The organism is Colwellia sp. E150_009 (genome assembly GCF_053543955.1).
This window is the reverse complement of record NZ_JBHFOM010000002.1, coordinates 94,318-116,083: the sequence shown is the minus strand read 5'-3', so window position 1 is coordinate 116,083 and position 21,766 is coordinate 94,318. Positions and strand designations below refer to the sequence as shown.

The window sequence follows — 21,766 nt, the reverse complement described above, 5'->3', positions numbered from 1 at the left end:
AAGAATATTAATTTATAACTGTATCTATTCATCCTAAAAAAAGTATCTAAATCCACCCAAAAAAACTTGCAGGTGTGTGGGAAACCGCCACCAGTAGTGGTTTTGTCAACTAACGTTGAATAAACTCATTTAATAGTGAAAAGTCTCCTAGCATTGTGTTAAATGAGTCATTCAATAAACTGATGACTGAACTTAGTTAACCGCGCCACGTTTTAGTGGGGGCGAAAGACTAGTGGTATTAATCTGCTGTAATGCTTAAGGCCTCACGAGAAAGTTTATTTATCATTTTTAGTGTTTTCTCAAATACCCAGCGAATGAAATCTGCGGTAAGCTCTTTTAGTTTGTAATAACCATAACCAGCAAACTTTAGCATACAAGCTAACAACCCATTTAGCTGGCTAGAAATATCTACCGCATGCAAAGAATTATTCGCTAAAAGCATCGCGATTTTATCGTATAAATTAAGGCCATTCGCCACACCTGATTGTATTGAGTTAAGCAATGCTAAGTTAGCCTCGCGTAATATAGTAATTAACGCTTCACTTAAACGGTTCATCCAATAAACTGATGACTGAACTTGCTGTGCATTCTGTACGCTTAAGGTAACTCTTCTAAAAGAATTAAATGAAATTTCTTTGGTAATACTATTCCACGACTGTGATTTGCAGTTTTTAGTGTAATATTTCATCAAATGATGCCACGGCCTTAAGAGTTTGTGATTATCTAATCGGTATTCATGTGCATTATAAGGAGCATGAATAAAAGGCCAAACGGGCACCATAGGCACCACATCACCACCATTAACACAACGGAAAATGTTTTTTGGCTCTAATGCATTGGTAGTTTTTAAAGCAAAATTACTTAAACCCACTTTAGGAGCACCAAAAGTATAAAGTTTAACGTTGCAGTTAAAACGCTTTTTAGCCCAGTCTGCTATTAATGAGGCTATAGCACCACCTAAACTGTGACCAACGCAGTGAACGGTGCCACTTGGTTTAACTGCATTTAAATATGGTGCTAATTCCGTTTTTAAGGTTATAAACAAGCGATTAAAACCACTATGCACACTTGCACCAAATTCGGTTAAGCTAATGTTAGCCCTAAAATCGGTAGAAGTGTCGTAAATAGAATTAGTACCACGAACCGCTAATACTAAATCATTTTTATAAGGGTTTGATTTACCTATAGGTGAGCAGCCTTGCCCGATTAAAATAAAACCTGTCTGTATCCCCTTAGCGTGAGCAATTGAGCCACCAGAGATGCCTTTGATTGGTCCTTTGGTTAAATTAAAAGAGAAGTGATTTTTATTACTGGTGAAGCTTTTAAATCATATCGCCCACGACGGTCAATTTGTTTAATACTATAAGCAATTGCGGCTAGTTCACTGCAAATACTTGGAGGTAATGTTGCCATACTAAATCCTTTTATTCTTGTTCATCCCAACGACATATACTTCCAATGTAATACTCTTCGGAAGACTTATTAGGGTTTACTAGGTGATGATCTTTTTCTTTTGTAGTTAAATCCGCATTTAATTTTAGAAGGTGCTTTTTAAATTCGACAGGAGTTTTTAATCCATGTTGATAACCGTACCATAAATTGTATATTTCACCGTGATACTCCAAATCAATAATTATCCTAATAACCGTTTGATAAAACAAACTGCCTGGTAATTTAGATTTAAGCGATTTAGCTACAAATGAAAAATTACCATCATCATCAGTGTATACAAAATCGTACTCATCCTCTTCTAAAGTTAAACTACGTTCTATTTTTTGATTGGCGAGTGGCTTACCTTCTAAGGTAATTCGTCCTTTAACTTCTGGGCATAAATGCACAGTAAAATTGATAGGTAAATTAAACAGGGGAATACTCCTTTAAATTTGATATTTTGTCCTTAAAATACGAGCTGTCAGCGTGTGATTGCTATGTGCAAACACACTTGACCAGCTTAAGCGCCACTATAATAACTTACCTAGTAAAAAGTAAAAAGTAAAAAGTAAAAAGTAAAAAGTAAAAAGTAAAAAGTAAAAAGTAAAAAGTAAAAAGTAACCATTATAATTTTAATCATTCAGGGTCAGGTGTGTTATTTGTTATTTCATTGATTATTAAATAGCTAACGATCGAACCATTACCCTTGAACAAATTCATATAAAGCTTTTAACACCGACATTTTGGCTTTATCTGTTTCATGCTCATGAGCCAAATTTTCAACCGTCATCATAAACTCATCAATAGATAAAATACCTTTACCACCATATTGCAGTTTACTATGACAATATTGCTGCCACTTTTGTTGTTCGTCAGTGGATAAAGTATGTGGATAGTTTCGCGCACGGTAACGAAATAACAAAACAGATAAACGCTTATCTTGAAATTGAAACGGATGATTAGCGAGTTGCTCAGGCGTTAAACCCCGCAAAATATCCATTTGGGCCTTATCAGAATGGCTGAAAAAACTGCCACCATATAAAGCTTGCTCAGCATCCACTTCTTCATTGTCAAAATCTGAAGTCGCAAACACATCGCTGAGTTTATCTCTAAGTTCAGCATGTTGTTTTAACGTACTTAGATTTTCTAAACAATAGTCTCTGGGAATTGTTAAACGTTGAGCATTTTCTGGTAATAAGGTTTTTGCAGGCGCCACAACAGGGCATTTATTAAGGTGAATTAACTTAACAGGAATAGGTTTTTCATCAGGTGCTAAATCATCACGACGTGTATACAAACGCGTTTTTATTTCTTCACTGGTTAGTGAAAGTAATGGTTCTATATCTTGCGCTAAATCGACACAAATTACCGCGTTTTTATTCACAGGATGATAACTAACTGGCGCAAACCAGCTAGTGCAACCATGTATAGAAGACACTTTAGAAGTAGTATGCACCACGGGTGTCATCTCAGCTACATTAATTAACTCAGCAACTTGTTTTTTATTTTTTAAATTAAAAATAAAATCATAAAGCTTTGGCTGTTTCTCTTTAATTAATTTAGCCATGGCAATCGTTGCATACACATCACTCATGGCATCATGGGCTGATTCATGACTAATACCGTTGGCTTTGGTTAATAACTCAAGTCGAAAGCTTACCACCTCTTCACCGTTACGATCAACGGTTGGCCAGTTAATTCCATCGGGACGTAATGCATAACAGGCTCGAACCATATCAACAATGTCCCAACGACTATTACCATTTTGCCATTCACGGGCATAGGGATCATAAAAGTTGCGATAAAACAAATAACGAGACACTTCATCATCAAAACGAATATTGTTATAACCCGCCACACAGGTATTAGGTACACTGAATAAATCATGAATACGTTTGGCAAATTCAACTTCAGTTAATCCCTCTTGTCGCGCTTTTTGTGGCGTAATGCCCGTTACTAAACACGCCTCAGGATGAGGTAAATAATCAACTGGCGGTTGGCAATAAAACATTTGTGGCTCGCCGATAATGTTTAAATCAAGATCGGTACGAATACCGGCAAATTGAGAAGGTTTGTCAAATTTAGGTGCAATTCCCCAGGTTTCATAGTCGTGCCATAGAATAGATGGCTGTTCGTTATTGTTCATTAATCAGTTGTACCTATTTGTAAATTGCTATTTAGCTCACGCGATCTTCTTTATCATGATGTGCATTATAATAAAAATCATGTATTTATTGACCAATAATATTGCATACGACAATACAATAGTTATATTTGATTATCGCTTTAGATGGCGTGGTAAGCAACCTTGAATAATAAGTAGTGTTCATGTGGTCTAAAACTATCCAAATCTTTTCAAAATACCAACGTAGAAATACTACTCAGTCGTTAAACATATATCCTACATGATAATTAGCACTGTAACGTTTGCATTGTTTTAATAGTTGACAAAAATCGTTTAGCTCTCGGTCTGTGCTCGATTCGGGAATATAAAGATGATAACCAATCCCTCGTTGTAAAGTGTGACAGTGATGTAAAAAAGCGGCTATTGGCCCTTTTATTACGTTGCCTGAACTTAATACAAAAGGATCAAAATTAAGCTGGATGTCTTCCAGTGTTAGTAACTGATGCTTAAATGCAAAGCTTAACAAAGGGCGCTGTTCATGGATCAGTCTATTAGCTAAACGGGGAGAAATTTGATCAGCTAACTCTTCTATATTCTTCAGCCGAATACCTATGTAGGGTAAATCGATTGTAGATAAACCTACGACTTCTCTAATGGTATTTATATTGTGTATCTGCTGCCAAGTTAATTTCCATTTACCTTGACGGTGATTATATTGTAAATGTTGTGGTGATATCTCAAAACTAACGTTAGGTTCAGATCGCTTTAATATACCTGTAAACAAAACCACTAAGGCGAGTAGGTAGATAAAAATCAATATTAAATGATGGCTGCGCCAATAATATTGACTGATCATCAAGGCAGAAAAGAAAATTACCACAGCCAACAACATTAAAAAAACCGCATGGTGATTGGCTTTTGCTTTAATATTAATGATAGGTACTGATGGCATGTTAAGAATTTATCTCACTATTATTACAGAAGTTATCTATCAAACCCTTGTTGAGCTGAAATAGAGTTAATTAACTTGGTAGTGATTATCGCTTTAGATGATAAGGTAAGCAATAAGGAACTCAAATAGGTCATTGGCCAAAGATAAAAATAAAGTAGTATTGCATGCTATTGAAAATTTTTTGGGCGTGCTTTTGATGGGGTATAGCTATTCATAATAAGCATGTTTGGATTGATGAACAGTGTTCGGCCTATCAATATTAACTATTGTCGTCGTTAGTTAAGAAAAAAATGGTGGCTTCATTTCTATTATGAACACGGATTTTGGCAAATAAATTTTTTAAGTGAAACTTCACAGTATTGTCAGATATCCCAAGGCTAGCACTTATCTGTTTGTTGCTCTGTCCCTGGACAAGTAAGGGAATAAGTTGCTGCTCTCGGTGAGACAAGCCAAATTTAGCTAAGTCAGATTTATTATTTTTTTTGAAGCCTTTTATCACATCAGAGATAAAATCTAATTCAATTTTTTTCAGCAAGTCTGCGCTATGTTTTTTAAATTTTATTAGTAAATACTCAATGCTTGCAGGTACTTCATAAAAAATCTGTTTTATTTTATATTTTGCACAATCTTGGCAAACATCTTGGAGTATTTTAAACGCTTTGTGGTTGTTTTCTGTTGATGAATGCGCGAGAGCCTGAATTATTTTAGCTTTGGAAGTGTAGATAATTTGTTTGCTATCCATACAAATTTTCAATAGTTTTTCTGTATGAAAAAGAGCTTTGCTTGATGCATTTTTTTGTAAAAAGAATATTGCCTGAATGATATGGTATTCTTCTTTAGCGTTCCACAAACAGAGCTCTTCTGACCAGTATTTTTCTCTGATGATTTGATTATTTAATTCTTCAAATAAAGTGCTGTCATTGAAGTGTAAGGAAACCTTCTGAGCAAGTACATCTAATAACATTTCCAGTCGCCATAGCTTTCGTTTTATGACTATTTTTTTACCGCGAGAAAGATAGTCATCACAAGCTGGCTTATCACTATCAGCCAATGCTAAATTAATCGCCAGCTTGAAAGTCACCGCGTAAATATCGTACCAACAATCTCGTAACTCTAACGCGATTATACCTTGTTCTAGTAATTTCTTTGCTTTATCAAGTTGGCCCGCCTGATAATAAATTTCAGCAGTTAAACACATTGCCATTGACTGCAATCCATTATCCATGCCTAAATGTTCTTCAGCCAGTTGACTAGCATTGTTGAATAAAACCAAAGCGCTTTCTAAATGACCTCGATATGCCAAACTTTGTCCGTGATGTAAAGTAATGTAATTGACGCCAACCCAGCAATTGGCTAATTGCATTTCTCTACTACAGTTAATTGCTGTTTGTTCAGCTAGATCAAACTGAGCATTTTGATTATATATCAGTGCCTCAAGCGCAAGTAAAATACCTCTGGCTAGATGATCATTTGATTCAATAAACTCTACAGCATTATCAATTCTCTGTAATTCGTTGGTTTTAATCATTTGATCAAGATAAGTTTGGACTAGAAGTTTGATTATTAAAAAATCTCGTTGACTAGCATCAGATCCTTTTCCTGAATGAATCAGATCTTGATGAATAAGTTCAGCTATTTGAAATTGCTCTTCGGCTGAAACAACTTGTCCTAGTTTAAGATAAAAATAACTTTGGAGTAAACCAAGGGTTGGTGACTGAGTAATATCTTTTTTACTGAAATGGCTGAGTAAGGATTCAACATAACCTATCCCCTTGGTCATGATCATTTCCCATCCACCAGCTTTGGTAATTAACTGTGTGGCCAATTTAATATTTTTTGCCCTAACACATTGGCTAATTGCTTCACTTAAATGATTTTTATTGGCAAACCAAAGTGCTGCTTTACTGCGCAGTTCATTACATTGACTAGCACCAACCCTCATTGCAAAGATTTGTTGCAGGAAGTCTGAAAATAAATGGTGGTAACGAAACGAGGTATTATCTTCATCCAAAGAAACAATTAAAGATTGATGTTCATTAATGGCAGCTACAATCTTGGCGCCATTGTGTATTTCGCAAACATAATTAGCGAGTTCAATGTCAAAGCGATCTAGAAAAGAGGTCTTTAGTAAAAAGTTTTGTGTTGGTAGATCAAATTTTTCAAACACTTGCTCTTTCATGTAACTGGTAAGCGTATCAATATTATTCGTTAGTACGCGAGTAGGATCTGTATTGGGATTTTGTTGATACCATAAACGCAGCAATTGCAACGCCACGGGCCAACCTTCTGTTTGTCGATATAGCAACTCTAATTGACTTTCATTAACGAACTCGCTTAACAAGCTGTTGGTTTCAGTTAAGGAAAATTTTAGTTCTTCAGCACTGAGGTTAAATAACAATCCCTGCGCATAAAGTGGGGCTAGTTCTAATGATGGTTGTACTCTGCTGCTAATAATTAAGTGTAATTGTTTGGGGCAATAAAGGAGCAGTTGATTGATAAAAGTCAGAATTATTGGCTCTGAAATAAAATGAAAATCATCAAATAACAAGTAGATTTGATGATTGCTTTTTTGAATAATATTCAAAATATCTTGGCTAAAACTAATCAAATCAACCTTAGCTGAACTATTGTTGGCTCGAGTGATCAGGCTTTTATCGGCAACATTGATGTAAACAAGAGCGTGACAAAGTAAGCTAAAAAACTGATTAGCTTCATTGTCTGACGCATCCAAAGCAATCCAAACCGCTTTAATTTTTTCTATTTGATTAAGTTGTTTTAAATATTGTGATATTAAGGTTGATTTGCCAAATCCTGCGGGACTGATGATAGTTGCTAGAGCCACATGTTGATTAGACATTAATTTTTTTAATAAATGTTCGCGATCAGCTAATTTTACACGTTGCTCTGGTATGCGAAATTTTTGTTCTAAAATAGATAATGGCTGCAAACTTATCCCCTTGTATATTTGGTATTGTATTTGCCTATTAATCATACCCTTAAAGTATAGCTTTTATTACTTTTTAAAACCTACCCGTTCGGGTAGGGGCTGCTTTTTTTATCGCAGGCCTACTCTTTGTGCCAATTGAAACACCTATATTTTTATCACTAATATAACCATGAACAAACCAAATTACCGTTGTTGTTTATGTCAATCAATGAGGTTTTACTTGGAAATTCGATGATAACTACTGGGGAATAACATGTCTATAAAACAGATAAAAACAAAAATATCAATGTGTTCACTGGCTGTAGCCAGCACATTAGTAATGCCGACGGTACAAGCTGCCAAAAATGAGATAGAACAAGTGAAGGAGATTGAAGTTATCCAAGTAACTTCAAGATTAAGAAAAGAAAGTATTCAAAATGTACCTATCGCAATAACCGCTTTCTCTGAACAAGAAATAGAAGATTTAGGGATTGAACGCGCTGGTGATTTTATTGCCATGACACCGAATATGACCATGGTAGAAGCACAAAACGCAGGTACCAGCTTTATCACTATTCGTGGTTTGTCGCAGGTAAGAAATGGCGAATCTCCAGTTGCAGTTTCTGTTGATGGTGTTTTACAAATTAGCCCAAACCAGTTTAATCAGGATTTGTTTGATATTGCCCAAATAGAGGTTTTGAAAGGGCCTCAGGGGGCACTTTATGGCCGTAACGCGATTGGAGGTGCAATTAATATTACCACTAAAATGCCAACCGAAGAAACTTCAGGTTATATAGAAACCGACATAGGTAACGGCGGTTTAAAATCACTAACGGGGGCCGTTAGTGGTGCACTATCAGAAAATTTTCTTTACAGAGTGACTGCGTCACACAAAGACTATGATGGCTTGATTGATAATGTATTTTTAAATACACAAGTAGATTTTCAAAAAGACACCAATATCCGCAGCCGCTTTGTTTGGGAAATGTCAGATGATTTTACTGCTGACCTAAGATTATCAAAAGGCAAAACAGAAGGTGGTGCTGTAAATTATGTTTATCAGCCCTTATTTGGTATTAATGATGCAAATAACGCTAGTGTTGAAATTGAAGCAAATAACCTAGGTTATAATGAACGTGATGTTTCATCAGTTGCGTTGAAATTAGATTGGGAAATAGATGTAGGTACCTTGTCATTTATCACCGCAACTGACACATTAGAAGAAATTTTGGGCGGTGACCAGTCTCCCTACTCTCGAGCTAATTCAGCTAATTCACCTTTTGGTGAAAATGTTCTGGATGGTACTCAAACACAATATTTAGACGTAGATGCTACAAGTTATGAATTACGTTTAACTTCTGAAGATGATATAGATTTTCAATGGATTGCAGGCGTTTATGCTTTAGAAACTAATCGCTATATTTCTACCACAACTGGCTTAGATTTAGGCACTGGCCTTCCTGTTATTAAAAAGACACCTTTAGGCGCAAATACTGTTAGTCCTACACTAACGTTCGCGGCTGATGATAACGACAATCAGGCATATGCTATTTTTGCCCAATTTAACTATAGTTTTGCACAAGACCAAGAGTTAACTATTGCGGGTCGTTATGATGTTGACAAGCGAGAACAAACTAACTTAGCACCTCTAGATTTTGACGCTAATTCTGGTCAAGTACGAAGTGAAAAGTTTAAAAAGTTCCAACCCAAGGTTTCATATTCTTACACAGGCTTAGATAACATATCTCTTTACGCAACTTATTCTCAAGGCTTCCGTAGTGGCGGTTTTAACCAAAATGGTGTTGGCGCTTTAGCTTCTACGGTAGGTGTTAACGGTGTTACTGATTTATACAAAGCAGAAGAAACGACCAATGTCGAAGTGGGATTAAAAGCTCTTTATCCAAAACAAGGTACTCGTTTCAACGCCTCATTTTTTAATACTACTATTGATAACCAGCATTACTTTCTTTTTGTTGGTGCTTTAGGGGCTCAGGTGTTAACTAATATTGATGAAGTAAAGTTGGTAGGTGGTGAGTTTGATTTTAAAACAGCAATAACAAACAACTTTGACATATATGGTGGCGTTGGCATTACCGATAGTGAGATTCAGGCTTTTTCGTTAAATGCTAGTGATAGTGGTAATAAAGCACCATATGTTCCCGATTATACTGTTAACTTAGGTCTGCAATATAACATTGAAATCATCTCTGGGTGGCTGACAATGTTTACTCTAGATGCCGAGCGCAGAGGTAAACAATACTGGGACACTTCAAATAGCAGCGCACGTGAAGCTATCGATTTGGTTAATGGCCGCATTGGTTTTAACAGTGATGATGGCCAATGGAGTGTTAACTTGTGGGCAAAGAATATATTTGACGAAAAGTACAATGCAGAATGGGTACTTGGAGGTTTTGCACATCCAGGCATGCCAAGAAGTTTTGGCGTTGAATTTCGCTGGAACATGGAATAATTATGAGCTATTCCATTAACGAAACTGCTTTAGCCTTGGCACTAAAGCAGGGCTCTCCAAAAGAATATTTCAAGATATTACAAAAAGAGCTTAACAAAAACTTTTCAATTAAATTGCTGACTTTTACTCGGATAAATATGGTAAATCAGCAAGCCAAGCGATTGTATAGCTCTGATGATACTAGTTATGCCATTGGTGGATTCAAGCCAATAGAAATCAATGAATGGACAGTTCAAGTTATTGAGCAACAGCAAGCCTTTATCGCCCACAAACATAGTGATCTAGCCAACGTGTTTTTTGACCACAAATTAATCGCTCAATTAGGGCTTGGCTCAGTCATCAATTGGCCTGTAATCATATACTCTCAGGTGATTGGAACGGTTAATTTATTGGCTGAAGAAGGTGCTTACTTAGACAGTGATTTATTCGCTTTGGAGAAGTTGGCACCTTGGCTTTCTATACCTTTTTTATTTGATACTACAAGTAAGGAATAATTATGACAGAACGAATTTTTGTTGCCACTGACGTTGGTGGCACCTTTACCGATTTGGTTTGTTTTAGTGAAGATTTAATGTCTGGCATTCAACAACTAAAAACAGCTAAAAGTGACACCACTCCCCCTAATTTCGAACAGGGTGTTTTAAATGTCATGACAAAAGCTAATGTTAATGCGAAAGATATTGATGTAATGGCGCATGGCACCACGGTTGTTATCAATGCTTTAACTGAACGTAAAGGTGCTGTTACGGCATTAATTACCACTCAAGGCTTTAAAGATGTTTTAGAAATTGGTCGAGGTAATCGACCTGACTTTTTTAATCTAAGTTACCAAAAACCAGCGCCTTATGTGCCACGTTTTCTACGTTTTCAAATTGAAGAACGTATTTCTTATCAAGGTGATGTTGAACAACCATTAAACTTAGATGCCTTACCAAGCATATTACAAAAAATGAAAAATGAAGGGGTTGAAGCCATCGCAATTTGTTTACTAAATGCTTATATAAACCCATCACATGAAAAAGCCATTGCTGCTGCTATTTGTTCACATTCGCCTGATTTTGAAGTGATATGTTCACATCAAGTATCTCGCGAATGGCGCGAATACGAACGTACCAGTACTGCCGTATTATCAGCCTATGTACAACCTATCGCCGCTCGTTATCTAGAAAAACTCAATCAAGGTCTTATTGACCGTGACTTTGATGGTCAACTTTATGTTATGCAGTCAAACTGCGGTGTTGATACGCTACAATCAGCAAAACAAGTGCCTATTACCATGGTTGAATCAGGCCCTGCTAGTGGTTTTTGGGGGGCTGCTGCCCTTGGAAATATTATTGGTGAAAAAAATATTATCGCACTTGATATTGGTGGAACCACAGCAAAATGTGCACTAATCAATGACGGTAATGTACCAGTATGTTCAGATTATTATATTGAACGTAGCCAAACCAGTGCTGGTTATCCAATCATGGTGCCTGTAGTTGATTTAGTAGAAATTGGCAACGGTGGAGGCTCAATTGCTTGGGTTGATGAGTTTAGTAAACTTCATGTTGGCCCACAAAGTGCTGGTGCCTCTCCAGGGCCTGTTGCTTATGGTCGCGGTGGCACAGAAATTACTACAACAGATGCTAATTTAGCACTAGGAAGAATTAATCCTGAATATTTCTGTGGTGGTGAAATAAAAGCAGACATGAATGCTGTTACCGATTCATTAGCAACATTAGCTAATGAATTAGAACTTTCAACCAGTGAAGTAGCTCGCGGTGTTGTTCGTATTGCCAACAATAATATGGTTAATGCCCTTAAATTAGTGTCTATTAACAAAGGCCATGATCCTCGAGATTTTACCATGGTTGCTTTTGGTGGTGGTGGTGCAATGCATGCCTGTTCACTAGCAGCAGAATTAGGTATGAAAAAGGTGATTATTCCTGCCACTGCATCAGTATTTTCAGCTTGGGGTATGATGATGTCGGATATTCGGCGTGACCGTATGCTGAGTTTCTTACGCCCTTGGCATGCGGATCATTTAGAAGATATTAACAAGCAAATTTCGCAATTATATCGCGAACTAAAAACCTCTTTTATCAGCGAAGAATTACCAGAAGAAAAAACTAGCTATCAAGTATTAGGGCGTTTTCGTTATCAAAACCAAGAACACTCTATTGAAGTGCCTCTACCTTTAATAATTAGTGAGGATTATGAAAGTGTTCTTAGCTATGTTAAAGAATTATTCCAAGATATGTATGAAAAAGAGTACACCTATCGCTTAGATTCAGACATTGAGCTTGTTGGTATTCATTTAATTGGTCAAGCAGATATCGGAAAAATCAAGCTAGCTAAGAAGCAACAAACAGGTCGTCTACTTAATGAAACGATTAAAGGTGAGCGCTTAGTTGATTTTGCATTAGAAGGTACTCATAAGGCCGTTATATACAATGGTGATTTATTTGAGCCTAATATGGCGTTTACTGGCCCTGCCATTATCGAACAAACAGGCACAACCATCGTTGTTCATCCTGAGCAAACAGTGCTTGTTGATGAATATGCCAATATTATTATTACGCTTAACGGCCTTGGAGCTTAACAATGATCAAACATGACCCTATTACCTTAGAGATTATTCAAAACTCATTACGTGCTATTAGTGACGAAATGTTTTACACAATCGGGAAAACGGCGATGAGTCCCATTATTTATGAAGTATTAGATATGGGTACCGCCATTCTTACTGCTGATGCTGAATTGGCTAGTGCTGGCTCTGGTATTCCTGCTTTTGTTGGGGCTTTGGATAAATCTGTTGCTAAAGTTCTTGAATTACATAGGAGGGACGACATCAAAGACGGTGATATTTTCGCCACCAACGACCCTTATTTTGGCGGTGTCACACATTTAAATGACATGGTGTTGCTAAAACCTGTGTTCTTTAAAGAGAATATTATAGCGTGGACAGCTAATATTGCTCACTGGAACGATGTTTCAGGTAAATCTCCTGGATCTATGTCAGTAGATGCGACTGAAATATTTCAAGAAGGTATACGCGTGCCTGCAATACGTATATTTTCCAATGATGAGCCTATTTCTGGTGTTGTTGATATGATTGTTTGTAATTCAAGAATGCCTGACTTTCTAAAAGGTGACATGTGGGCACAAGTTTCAGCGTTGAGATTAGGTGCTAAACGTATTATTGAATTGGCGGAAAAGTATGGTATTGAAACCTATTTATCGGCATTAGACAATTATCTTGAACTTGGTGAAAAAATGGCTCGTGCAGCTATTAATAAGCTACCTAACGGTAATTACAAAATAGATGATTTGCAAGATGATGGTTCAACACTTAATGTTTCTATGGAAGTAATTGATGATGAATTTATTATTGATTTAACTAAAGCACCAAAGCAAAGTGCAGGTCCTGATAATTTATCTCGTGACGGTACTTTACTCGCCTGTCAAATGGCACTAATGGGCTTAATTGGTGATCGCGATGTCGCTAATGGTGGTTGTTTTAGACCTATGACAGTAAAAACGTTAGAAGGTACTATCTACCATGCTCAAGAGCCAGCTGCTTGTGGTATTTATTTTGAAACCATGATTCGTTTAAATGACTTGCTGTGGCGTTGCCTTGCTCAGCAAATTACCGACCAATTGCCTGCGGGTAATTTTTCATCTATTTGCGCAACGATTATGGGGGGAATTCATCCTGATACAGATCGCCACTATTCAATTATTGAACCAGAAATTGGTGGTTGGGGAGCAAGTAAAGGTTTTGATGGTGTTAATGCTATGTTCTGTGCTTTGCACGGTGATACTTTTAACTGTCCTGCCGAAATAGCAGAAACGCGTTATGGTGTAACTGTAGCGCAAATGGCGCTAAATGATGAAGATGGTGGCGCAGGTCAATATCGTGGTGGTAAAGGGATTATTCTTGATTATAAAATGCGTAATGATGATAGCTTTTTAACTTGTGCTTATACTCGTGCAGAAGTTCCACCTTGGGGTCTTAAGGGAGGCGAAGCTGGTACTTTTAATAGGGTTGAAGTAATACGTACTGATGGCACCACCGAACGCTATGCTATGGCAAGTGGAGTGGTTATTAATAATAACGATATCATTCGTGTGATTACGGCTAATGGCGCTGGTTATGGCGATCCAAAACTACGTAGTCGTGAAGCTATCGCTAATGATATCAAAAATGGCTATGTAACCGCAGAGTATGCTTCTAAAGTCTATAATTATACGGGAGAAGCTAATGGCTAACCCCTTAAATGACTATAGTCAGCAACGGGTTCCTGATAGCCAAACAGTGTCATCAGGGCATATTGCCCTAGTGATCATTGGTGGCACCATCGCAATCCCTGCATTTTTAATGGCTGCACAAGTGGGTAGTAGTCTTGGTTTTGTTGCTGCTGTCATGGCATTCGCTTGCGGTGCCTTTATTTTAGGTACTATGAATGCCTGTACTAGTTGGGTTGGCAGTATTACTCGATTATCAGCCTCTAAGCTGACAGAAAATGCATTTGGGTTTCATGGTGCTAAATGGATAAATGGATTAATAGCTATTACCCTTGCTGGTTGGTACGGGGTAAATTGTAAAATGTTTGGCGACGCAGCGAATACGGTCTTAACTTCTTTAGGAGTTAATTTACCCATTTCGCTCTATATAGTTATCGGCAGCGTACTAATGTTGTTGGTATCACTTAAGGGATTCAAAGGAATAGATAAACTGGCTTTGTGGTTAGTACCTTTGATGATCTTATTTATTTTTTACGCTGCAAAGTTAGCAATGGACTCACCCAATGCTGATTTACTGTGGGTAACAAAAAGTCAGATGTCATTTTCTTCATCTATTTCAGCCGTAGTTGGTGCCTATATTGTGGGGGTTGTAATACAACCAGATTATAGTCGCTTTGCTAAGAACCCAAAAAGTGCCTCTATTGCTGCAGGATTGGCTTTATTCGTCGCATTTCCTGTTGTGCTTATATTAACCAGTATTCCTGCCATCATTAGTCAACAATCAGACCTTATTCTAGTCATGGTTAGTATTGGTATTGGTGCGCCTGCTTTCTTTTTATTACTTCTGTCATCATGGTCTTCCAATGTTCTTAGCCTGTATTCTTCCAGCTTATCGATAAATACTATCGCACCAAAGTTTTCCCTTAGGAATATTACACTTTTCATTGGAGCCATTGGTACTGTTATTGCCTTTGGTGATGTTCAAAAATATTTTATTGATTTTCTTATTTTACTTGGCATAGCAATTCCCCCTGTAGGCGCTATTTACTGCCTCAATTTTTGGGTTAATAAGAGAGATGAAAACGAAACATTGATCATTAAGAATCATCATTGGTCTGCTATAAATTCGTGGTTAGTTGGTTTCTTACTAGGCTTTCTTAGTTATCATGATTACGTAACGGTGACTCAAATTTCTAGTCTTGATTCAATATTACTATCGACAACGTTCTATTTGTTTTTAAGACGTAAGCGATTGAGTAGATCTAGCAAATTAATACAACAGGCTCATAAGTAAAGAATTCACTATAATGATAGAGGAATAATAATGAATAATTCTACCGATATAAAACTTAGATGGCTTAATCCTATTAGTCTGCCTCATTATGATGAGCCTATGGGAGGAATGATCAAAAGTATTGTTTTCCCAAATACAAAAGTAGAAGTTGTATCTTTAGATAACCCGATAAAAATGGACAACCTTGAGTATCGGTACTACGAATCTTTAATTTGGGGTGACATAGTACGTGTTGCCTATGATGCAGACACTTCTGATGTTGATGCTATGGTGATTGGATGTTTTTACGACCCAGCATTGGAAGATTGTCGAGAGATCTGCCAAAACACTATCATCGTAGCGCCATGTCAAGCAAGCATGCAAGTAGCAGCTAATGTAGCCAACAAATTTTCAGTGATCGTCGGACAAGTGAAATGGATAGAGCAAATGACGGAGCGTACTCATCGTTATGGTTTTCAAAACTATTTAGCTTCTATGCGATCAGTTGATATAGCTGCCAATGCTTTGCAATGTGATACTGAATACACTACCAAGCGAATAATTGAGGAGGGTCGTAAAGCGATGGAAGAAGATCATGCCGAAGCATTGATTCTTGGTTGTACTTGTAACTTTGGTCTGGCTGAGAAAGTTCAGGAAATTCTTGGTATACCCGTGATAGACCCAATGATTGCAGCCGTAAAAATGGCAGAGAATCTTGCCATTTTAAAACATAGCTTTGGTTTGAAACCTAGTAATAAATGGAGTTCTCAGGCTCCGCCTGAAGAAGAGATGGTCAAATTTAGCTTGGATAAATATCCTGCACCAATTGGTAATCAGCTAATGTTTTAGTTTTTAGCTACGCTTGATGGTTGGTTTCATCACTTTTATACAGCGGTAGCATTGAACTATATCTCTCTGGATTTTAAGAAAATGTGTTGCTGCTGTTTTTTAATTTAATTTATAAAAATAGTAAAGGTAGTAATATGAATATGAATATGACAGCTGGCGTGGGCGGTCAGACTATGGAGCAAGCTTTAGCCAAGTTGCAGGATATGACTTTTGATATAATGCCTATTTCTGTTGTCGAATACCGGCAAAGAGTGCGTAGTGCCCAGCAGCTTATGAAAGAGTCTGATATAGAAGCTCTTTTTATAACTCCAGGTAGTAACTTATTGTATTTTACTGGCATAAACTGGATGTGCACAGAGCGACTTTGTGGCGTTATTATTCCAGCACAGGGTGAACTTACCTATATAGTTCCCCATTTTGAACTTGACAGTTTTAATGAACATATAAGTTTGCAGGGTAATATTAGTACTTGGCAAGAACATGAAGACCCTATTGAGTTGGTCATGAGTGCAATTAGTAGTCAAAACTTTGCAAATAAGAGTGATGTGTCAACATTAGTGCGCAAAATTAATGTTGCCCTATGTGGCTCCATTTCTTTTACCATGGCTAGTAAATTCATGAATAATCATACCGAAGTTGACTTTGTTTGTGCTGATGAAATAACAATACACTGTAGACAAATAAAATCATCGGCAGAACTTACCTTAATCCAAAAAGCAATGGATATGACGTTGGCGGTTCAACAGGCAGCGGCTAGCATTTTATATGAAGGTATCAGCAGTAAAGACGTCGTTGATTTTATCGATAAAGCTCATAAAAAAGTCGGGGCAAGTGGTTCGTACTTCTGCCTTGTGTTATTTGCAGAAGCATCAGCGTTGCCCCATGGTATTAAAGGTTGGCAAGAGCTTAAAAATAATGACATGGTACTTATTGATACTGGTTGCAAACTGATGGGTTATACCTCTGATATTACTCGCAGTTATGTTTTTGGCACAGCGAGCCAGCGCCACCGCGAGGTTTGGCAAGCTGAAAAGGTATCTCAGGCCGCAGCATTTAAGGCAGCACAATTATCAATTAGTTGTGAGTATGTTGATCAACAGGCTAGAACAGCACTTGCAGAATACGGTTTTAGCCCAGCGTATGATTTACCTGGTTTACCGCATAGGACTGGCCATGGTATAGGTCTTGATATTCATGAAGCCCCTTATTTAGTTGGTGGTGATAAAACACCTCTCGCCGCTGGCATGTGTTTTAGTAATGAACCGACTATCTGTATTCCTGGCGAATTTGGTGTTCGGCTAGAAGATCACTTTTATATGACTGAAGCAGGACCTAAATGGTTTACTATACCAAGTTTGAGTATTGATGATCCCTTTGGTCTTAGTTAAGCATAATGTTAGTTTTATCTTGTTAGCTATACAGGGCAACTGCGTACTTTGATGGATTTTTAACCGAAAATAATTTTAGTTCTAAATACATCAACCCCAGCTGCTCGTTTTAATTTCATACGCATACTAATCTTACTTGGGCGAAGTCTTAATAAATTCAGTACAAACTATTTAATAATACTAATATTTTGAGTACCATCTTTTTAAGTAACTCAGAATATAAGTTGGCTTAAATACTATTGTTAATCGTTGTGTAAATACACACCACAACCAATTAGACAATTATCATCAATTTTACGGGTATAAGTTAGTTTTTTCGCAGGTAGCCCTGTTTGAGGGTTAACAAAACTATATTGATAACTATCATCTTCTTTAGCTGCATTAACTATACCTCTGCCAATGGCTCCTGATTCAGCATCCATATCTTTAATTAAATTTGTTCCAATTAGTTCAGGATTTGCAGCATATACTAAAATGGTACATTCAAAATCTAAAGCAAAAATAAATAGTTCTCCTTGAACAAAACCACATTCAGGGTTATTGAAGTCTTGAAAGGCTTTATCTTTTCCTTTTGCTATAACGTGTTTATAAGCTTTATTTAATAGATTTTCAGCATCAACAGGACGAAACAAACGTAAATCCCCTAAAATACCTTTTACATTCTTTGAAAAAGCCGATAAATTATTTATAGCTATGGAAATCGAATGAATACTAGTTGTTGCTTCATTCATAGCTGATGAAATCGCTTGTAGGCCTTCTGATAGTTCGGTTGCTGTGGTTTGTTGTTCTGCAGAAGAATGAGCTATCTGTTTTATTTCTTCTGTGACATGATTGATGTGTTCAACCATTTCTAATAGTGCTTGTTCCGATTTATGTGCTTCAGAAGATGAAATTTTGACAACTTCCTCTCCCTCATGCATTTCATTGATTGCATCGGACAACTCATTTTGCATTTCATTAACGGTTCTGGCTATTTGCTCAGTTGCATTAGCAGTTTCAGAGGCGAGTTGCCTAACTTCATCAGAAACCACCGCAAAACCACGACCATGTTCACCAGCTCTTGCCGCTTCAATAGCAGCATTAAGTGCTAATAAATTAGTTTGAGAAGCTATTCCTTTAATTAATACAACTATTTTACCTATCTCTCCTGAACGTTCACCTAGTTTTTTTATGGAAATCGCAGAACTATTTACTATTTCAGTAATTCGATTAATAGCGACTAAGTTGTCTTGGATCATAATATGACCCTTATCAGATATTTGAGATGCTGTTTCTGAAATCTTAGAAGCCGCGGAACAACTTTTTGCAATCTCAATCGATGTGACAGACATTTCTTCACTGGCCGTTGCAGATAGATCTAATTGTGCACTTACAACATCTATATTCTTAACTATTTCATTTGTATTTTTTTCTAAAATTTGGGCTGAAATAGCAACATTAACAGTACCTTGAGATAAATTGACTAATTTATCTCGTAAGTTGCTAATAAATAGATTGATATTCCTACCAATACTTCCTGTGTTTTCTAAAGTAGGTTGTGTTAACTCTACAGTAAAGTCACCTTGAGTTAATGCCGATGTTGTACCTTTGAGGCCTGTAAATCTACTGAAAGCGTCAACATTATTTTTACTTAACAATAAATAAAGTGATGTAAATAAAAGGATTGAACCGACTATAAATATAGATTGCATAACAACTACATTGTATTCTTTGAAAAAAATAACAAATGCAAATGATGCCCATAATAAAAAACTAACAATAGAAACAAGTTTCAAAAGTGATTTATGCATAATTTAGGAATCCTTTTATATAGTGCCAATGCGGTGAATTTTAAGATGGCAATAATTTTTATCTCGCGTGTATAAATTTTTTACTTTCTCTTCATTTCATTAACATACTAAAAAGTAAAATTAACACCTAAAGTCATGTTTAATGGTTCTCCAGGGAAGTATCGCTCATTTCCAAAGGCAAAATCAGCACGATCTGCATAACGCTCATCAGTAATATTTCTAATGCGTAAATACAAGGTAGTGTTTTGATGTAAAAAATAACGGGCATCAATGTGCCCAATAGTATGGCCTTCGTATTTGTGCGTATTGGCTGGGTTAGTAAAGTACTCTCCTATATGTTTAACCAACAAACTTAAACGAATTTTTTTAGTAGGAAACCAAGCCAAAGTGCTACCTGTAATCCATTCTGGTGCGGTATCAATTTTGGAACCCTTTATTATTGCTTCAGAACCACTAGTGACAGGGTGATTGAAAGCATAAGTCTGATCAGACCAAGTTACTTGCAATGATAGAGTTAGTGTATTTGGCAAAAGATCAAGGCTTGCATTGGTTTCAATACCGACATGCTTTGTTTTACCATTGGTAACATTCAAACCATTAGCGTCGCGAAAGAAAAAGTTTTTCTTATGCATCTTATAGGCAGCAACTTCAAGGTTAAGTCTGTTATTAAAGCTAGATGAGCGTAATCCAATTTCAAATGAATCTAAGTATTCAACTTCAGCTTCGCTTGGTTGTTGCTGTGATTGTAATTTATAAAGATCACTAGCTTGTGGAGCTCTAGCCCCACGGGTAACATTGGCAAATATTGTTAAATTTTGGTCTATCGGTTCCCATGTAAAGCCAAGTTTGGGAGTTAATAATGAAAAGTTATCACCTCTATCATCAGTAACTAAAAAACGACCAAAGGTTCCTGTGGGAATATTTGTATGATAGCGGTAATTAAAAACTTCACCGCGCAGACCTGTAACTAGTCTTAATTTTTCAATCGGCTGCCAACTCAATTCTGACCAAATTGCCGCGTTAGTAGTTTCGACATCATAGTCGTAATGAATACCCGTTGGAAATCGCATATCACCAGGGTAAAAGCCAAATGGCTCATGTTGGTTTTCAATTAGGTTTCCATCAGCATAAGCAAAGTCAAAGCCAGAACTTATTGATGAACTTTCACTAAGCTTAACAACATAATTTGACAATAAACCGACACTCCAATGTTTGTTTTTCTCAATACCACCATTAGGAAGAAAGTGCTGAGTGAACGACATTTCTTGTGAGATTAAGTAAGGAGTAAGCGTAAATTCACCGTCATATAACGTTGTTGATAATCTCGCAGCAGAGCGAATAGACCATGCTTCTCTACCAGCATTTACATCGTCGTTAGTTTTAGATAATGCCTTACTCTTATAAGCATCAACCCCTTGTATGAAATCAGCAGTTTCTTGTTCTAGATTTGATGCGCTAAACCAGCCTTCTCCATACCAACTGGCGATATTTATTTTATGGGCAAAAAATAACTTTTGCTGTTCAACTTTTGTAAAATCTCTCCATCCATGATCATCTTGAACTGATAGTGCTAGTTTTTGATTTTCATTAGAGTTAAGTTCGAAATCCAAACGATATCTATTGAGAGTTGATGTAGATAGTTTTAACTGGTCTGACTCTGTCTCGATATTATGCATAACATTTATTAGCCCATGAACCGCATTGGAACCGTATTTGGCAGATGCTGGTCCACGGATAACTTCAATTGAGTCAGCATTTTCATGAAACATCTCAAATAACGCATTAACATTACCAAATGCTGTTGCTCTTATTGGCACACCATTTTCTAACAGAAGAAAGCTGCCTTGACCAGCCCCACCTGTAAGAACAGGAGATCTAAGCGCAATGAGATTTTCTTGCCCTGAATTCATTTGAATATTTACCCCAGGTGCTTGATTGATAATTTCAGCAGGGTGATCAGCGCTAATAATATCAATACTATCAGTGGTTATAATTGAGTATGCACCTGGGTCGCCAATGCTTCTATCGGCAAAAACTGTAACTCTTTCTGTATCATCCTCTGCACAGGTTGGGAGTATGGTAAATGAGATACATAAAGTTAATATACTTAACATTGAGTTATGCGTATATTTTGTTTTTTTTCTCTTCAACAGTTGATTACAAGCAATAATGCCAATTGTAATGTAAGTATTTAACATAGACTCTCCGCATTTAAATAAACATATTCAAGAATTAACTTTCTGGCACGATAGTCTATTTTTGCTTTGTTTCACTATCCTTTTTCCGAAGCAAAGGTAAAGTTTTTGTATTATGTGAAAATAGGAGAAAAATT

Annotated in this window: 15 protein-coding genes; 7 read left to right on the top strand and 8 right to left on the bottom strand. The window is 36.8% G+C overall.

The genetic code is table 11. The annotated features are described in order from the left end of the window. Window positions 1-238: 238 nt before the first annotated feature. From ACE1OF_RS01660 to ACE1OF_RS01635, 6 genes are all read right to left on the bottom strand, one after another. The gene (locus tag ACE1OF_RS01660; RefSeq protein ID WP_448892350.1) at window positions 239-1,093 is read right to left on the bottom strand and encodes a lipase family protein; all 855 of its coding nucleotides are present in this window, start codon (window positions 1,091-1,093) and stop codon (window positions 239-241) included. A gap of 188 nt (window positions 1,094-1,281) precedes the next feature. Continuing rightward, complete coding sequence (locus ACE1OF_RS01655; protein WP_448892240.1) at window positions 1,282-1,413, bottom strand: hypothetical protein; 132 nt, start codon at window positions 1,411-1,413, stop codon at window positions 1,282-1,284. Window positions 1,414-1,424: 11 nt separating this feature from the next. Beyond that, window positions 1,425-1,838 carry a DUF6795 domain-containing protein gene (locus ACE1OF_RS01650; RefSeq protein WP_448892239.1) on the bottom strand — a complete coding sequence of 138 codons (414 nt, stop codon included), beginning with the start codon at window positions 1,836-1,838 and terminating at the stop codon, window positions 1,425-1,427. 293 nt (window positions 1,839-2,131) lie between these two features. Next, on the bottom strand, window positions 2,132-3,577 hold the full coding sequence (gene sbcB, locus ACE1OF_RS01645) for an exodeoxyribonuclease I (protein ID WP_448892237.1): 1,446 nt from the start codon (window positions 3,575-3,577) through the stop codon (window positions 2,132-2,134). A 235-nt stretch (window positions 3,578-3,812) separates the two neighbouring features. Further along, window positions 3,813-4,508: a DUF2982 domain-containing protein gene (locus ACE1OF_RS01640; protein ID WP_448892235.1), complete on the bottom strand. Its 696-nt coding sequence runs from the start codon at window positions 4,506-4,508 to the stop codon at window positions 3,813-3,815. A 259-nt stretch (window positions 4,509-4,767) separates the two neighbouring features. Continuing rightward, a complete protein-coding gene (locus ACE1OF_RS01635; protein WP_448892234.1) occupies window positions 4,768-7,455 on the bottom strand; it encodes a LuxR C-terminal-related transcriptional regulator in 2,688 nt (895 codons plus the stop codon). Window positions 7,456-7,708: 253 nt separating this feature from the next. Between ACE1OF_RS01635 and ACE1OF_RS01630 the strand changes: the two genes are divergently transcribed. The 7 genes from ACE1OF_RS01630 (at window position 7,709) to ACE1OF_RS01600 (ending at window position 17,644) form a co-directional block, all read left to right on the top strand. Continuing rightward, entirely contained in the window at window positions 7,709-9,904 is a 2,196-nt protein-coding gene (locus tag ACE1OF_RS01630) for a TonB-dependent receptor (protein WP_448892232.1), read from the top strand. Between the two features lie 2 nt (window positions 9,905-9,906). Next, window positions 9,907-10,398 (top strand): hypothetical protein, encoded by a 492-nt coding sequence (locus ACE1OF_RS01625; RefSeq protein WP_448892230.1) that lies wholly within the window; start codon window positions 9,907-9,909, stop codon window positions 10,396-10,398. Window positions 10,399-10,400: 2 nt separating this feature from the next. Further along, window positions 10,401-12,488, top strand: a complete 2,088-nt coding sequence (locus ACE1OF_RS01620) for a hydantoinase/oxoprolinase family protein (RefSeq protein WP_448892229.1) — start codon at window positions 10,401-10,403, stop codon at window positions 12,486-12,488. A 2-nt stretch (window positions 12,489-12,490) separates the two neighbouring features. Beyond that, window positions 12,491-14,158 (top strand): hydantoinase B/oxoprolinase family protein, encoded by a 1,668-nt coding sequence (locus ACE1OF_RS01615; protein ID WP_448892228.1) that lies wholly within the window; start codon window positions 12,491-12,493, stop codon window positions 14,156-14,158. Next, window positions 14,151-15,428 (top strand): cytosine permease, encoded by a 1,278-nt coding sequence (locus ACE1OF_RS01610; protein ID WP_448892226.1) that lies wholly within the window; start codon window positions 14,151-14,153, stop codon window positions 15,426-15,428. Before ACE1OF_RS01615 ends, ACE1OF_RS01610 begins: the two co-directional genes overlap by 8 nt. A gap of 99 nt (window positions 15,429-15,527) precedes the next feature. After that, entirely contained in the window at window positions 15,528-16,256 is a 729-nt protein-coding gene (locus ACE1OF_RS01605) for an aspartate/glutamate racemase family protein (RefSeq protein WP_448892225.1), read from the top strand. 146 nt (window positions 16,257-16,402) lie between these two features. Next, window positions 16,403-17,644, top strand: coding sequence for a M24 family metallopeptidase (locus ACE1OF_RS01600; protein WP_448892348.1), 1,242 nt, complete (start codon window positions 16,403-16,405; stop codon window positions 17,642-17,644). Window positions 17,645-17,886: 242 nt separating this feature from the next. Here ACE1OF_RS01600 and ACE1OF_RS01595 read toward each other — a convergent pair whose 3' ends face one another. Continuing rightward, the gene (locus tag ACE1OF_RS01595; protein ID WP_448892224.1) at window positions 17,887-19,434 is read right to left on the bottom strand and encodes a methyl-accepting chemotaxis protein; all 1,548 of its coding nucleotides are present in this window, start codon (window positions 19,432-19,434) and stop codon (window positions 17,887-17,889) included. 107 nt (window positions 19,435-19,541) lie between these two features. Further along, the gene (locus tag ACE1OF_RS01590; RefSeq protein ID WP_448892223.1) at window positions 19,542-21,632 is read right to left on the bottom strand and encodes a TonB-dependent receptor; all 2,091 of its coding nucleotides are present in this window, start codon (window positions 21,630-21,632) and stop codon (window positions 19,542-19,544) included. Between the last annotated feature and the right edge of the window lie 134 nt (window positions 21,633-21,766).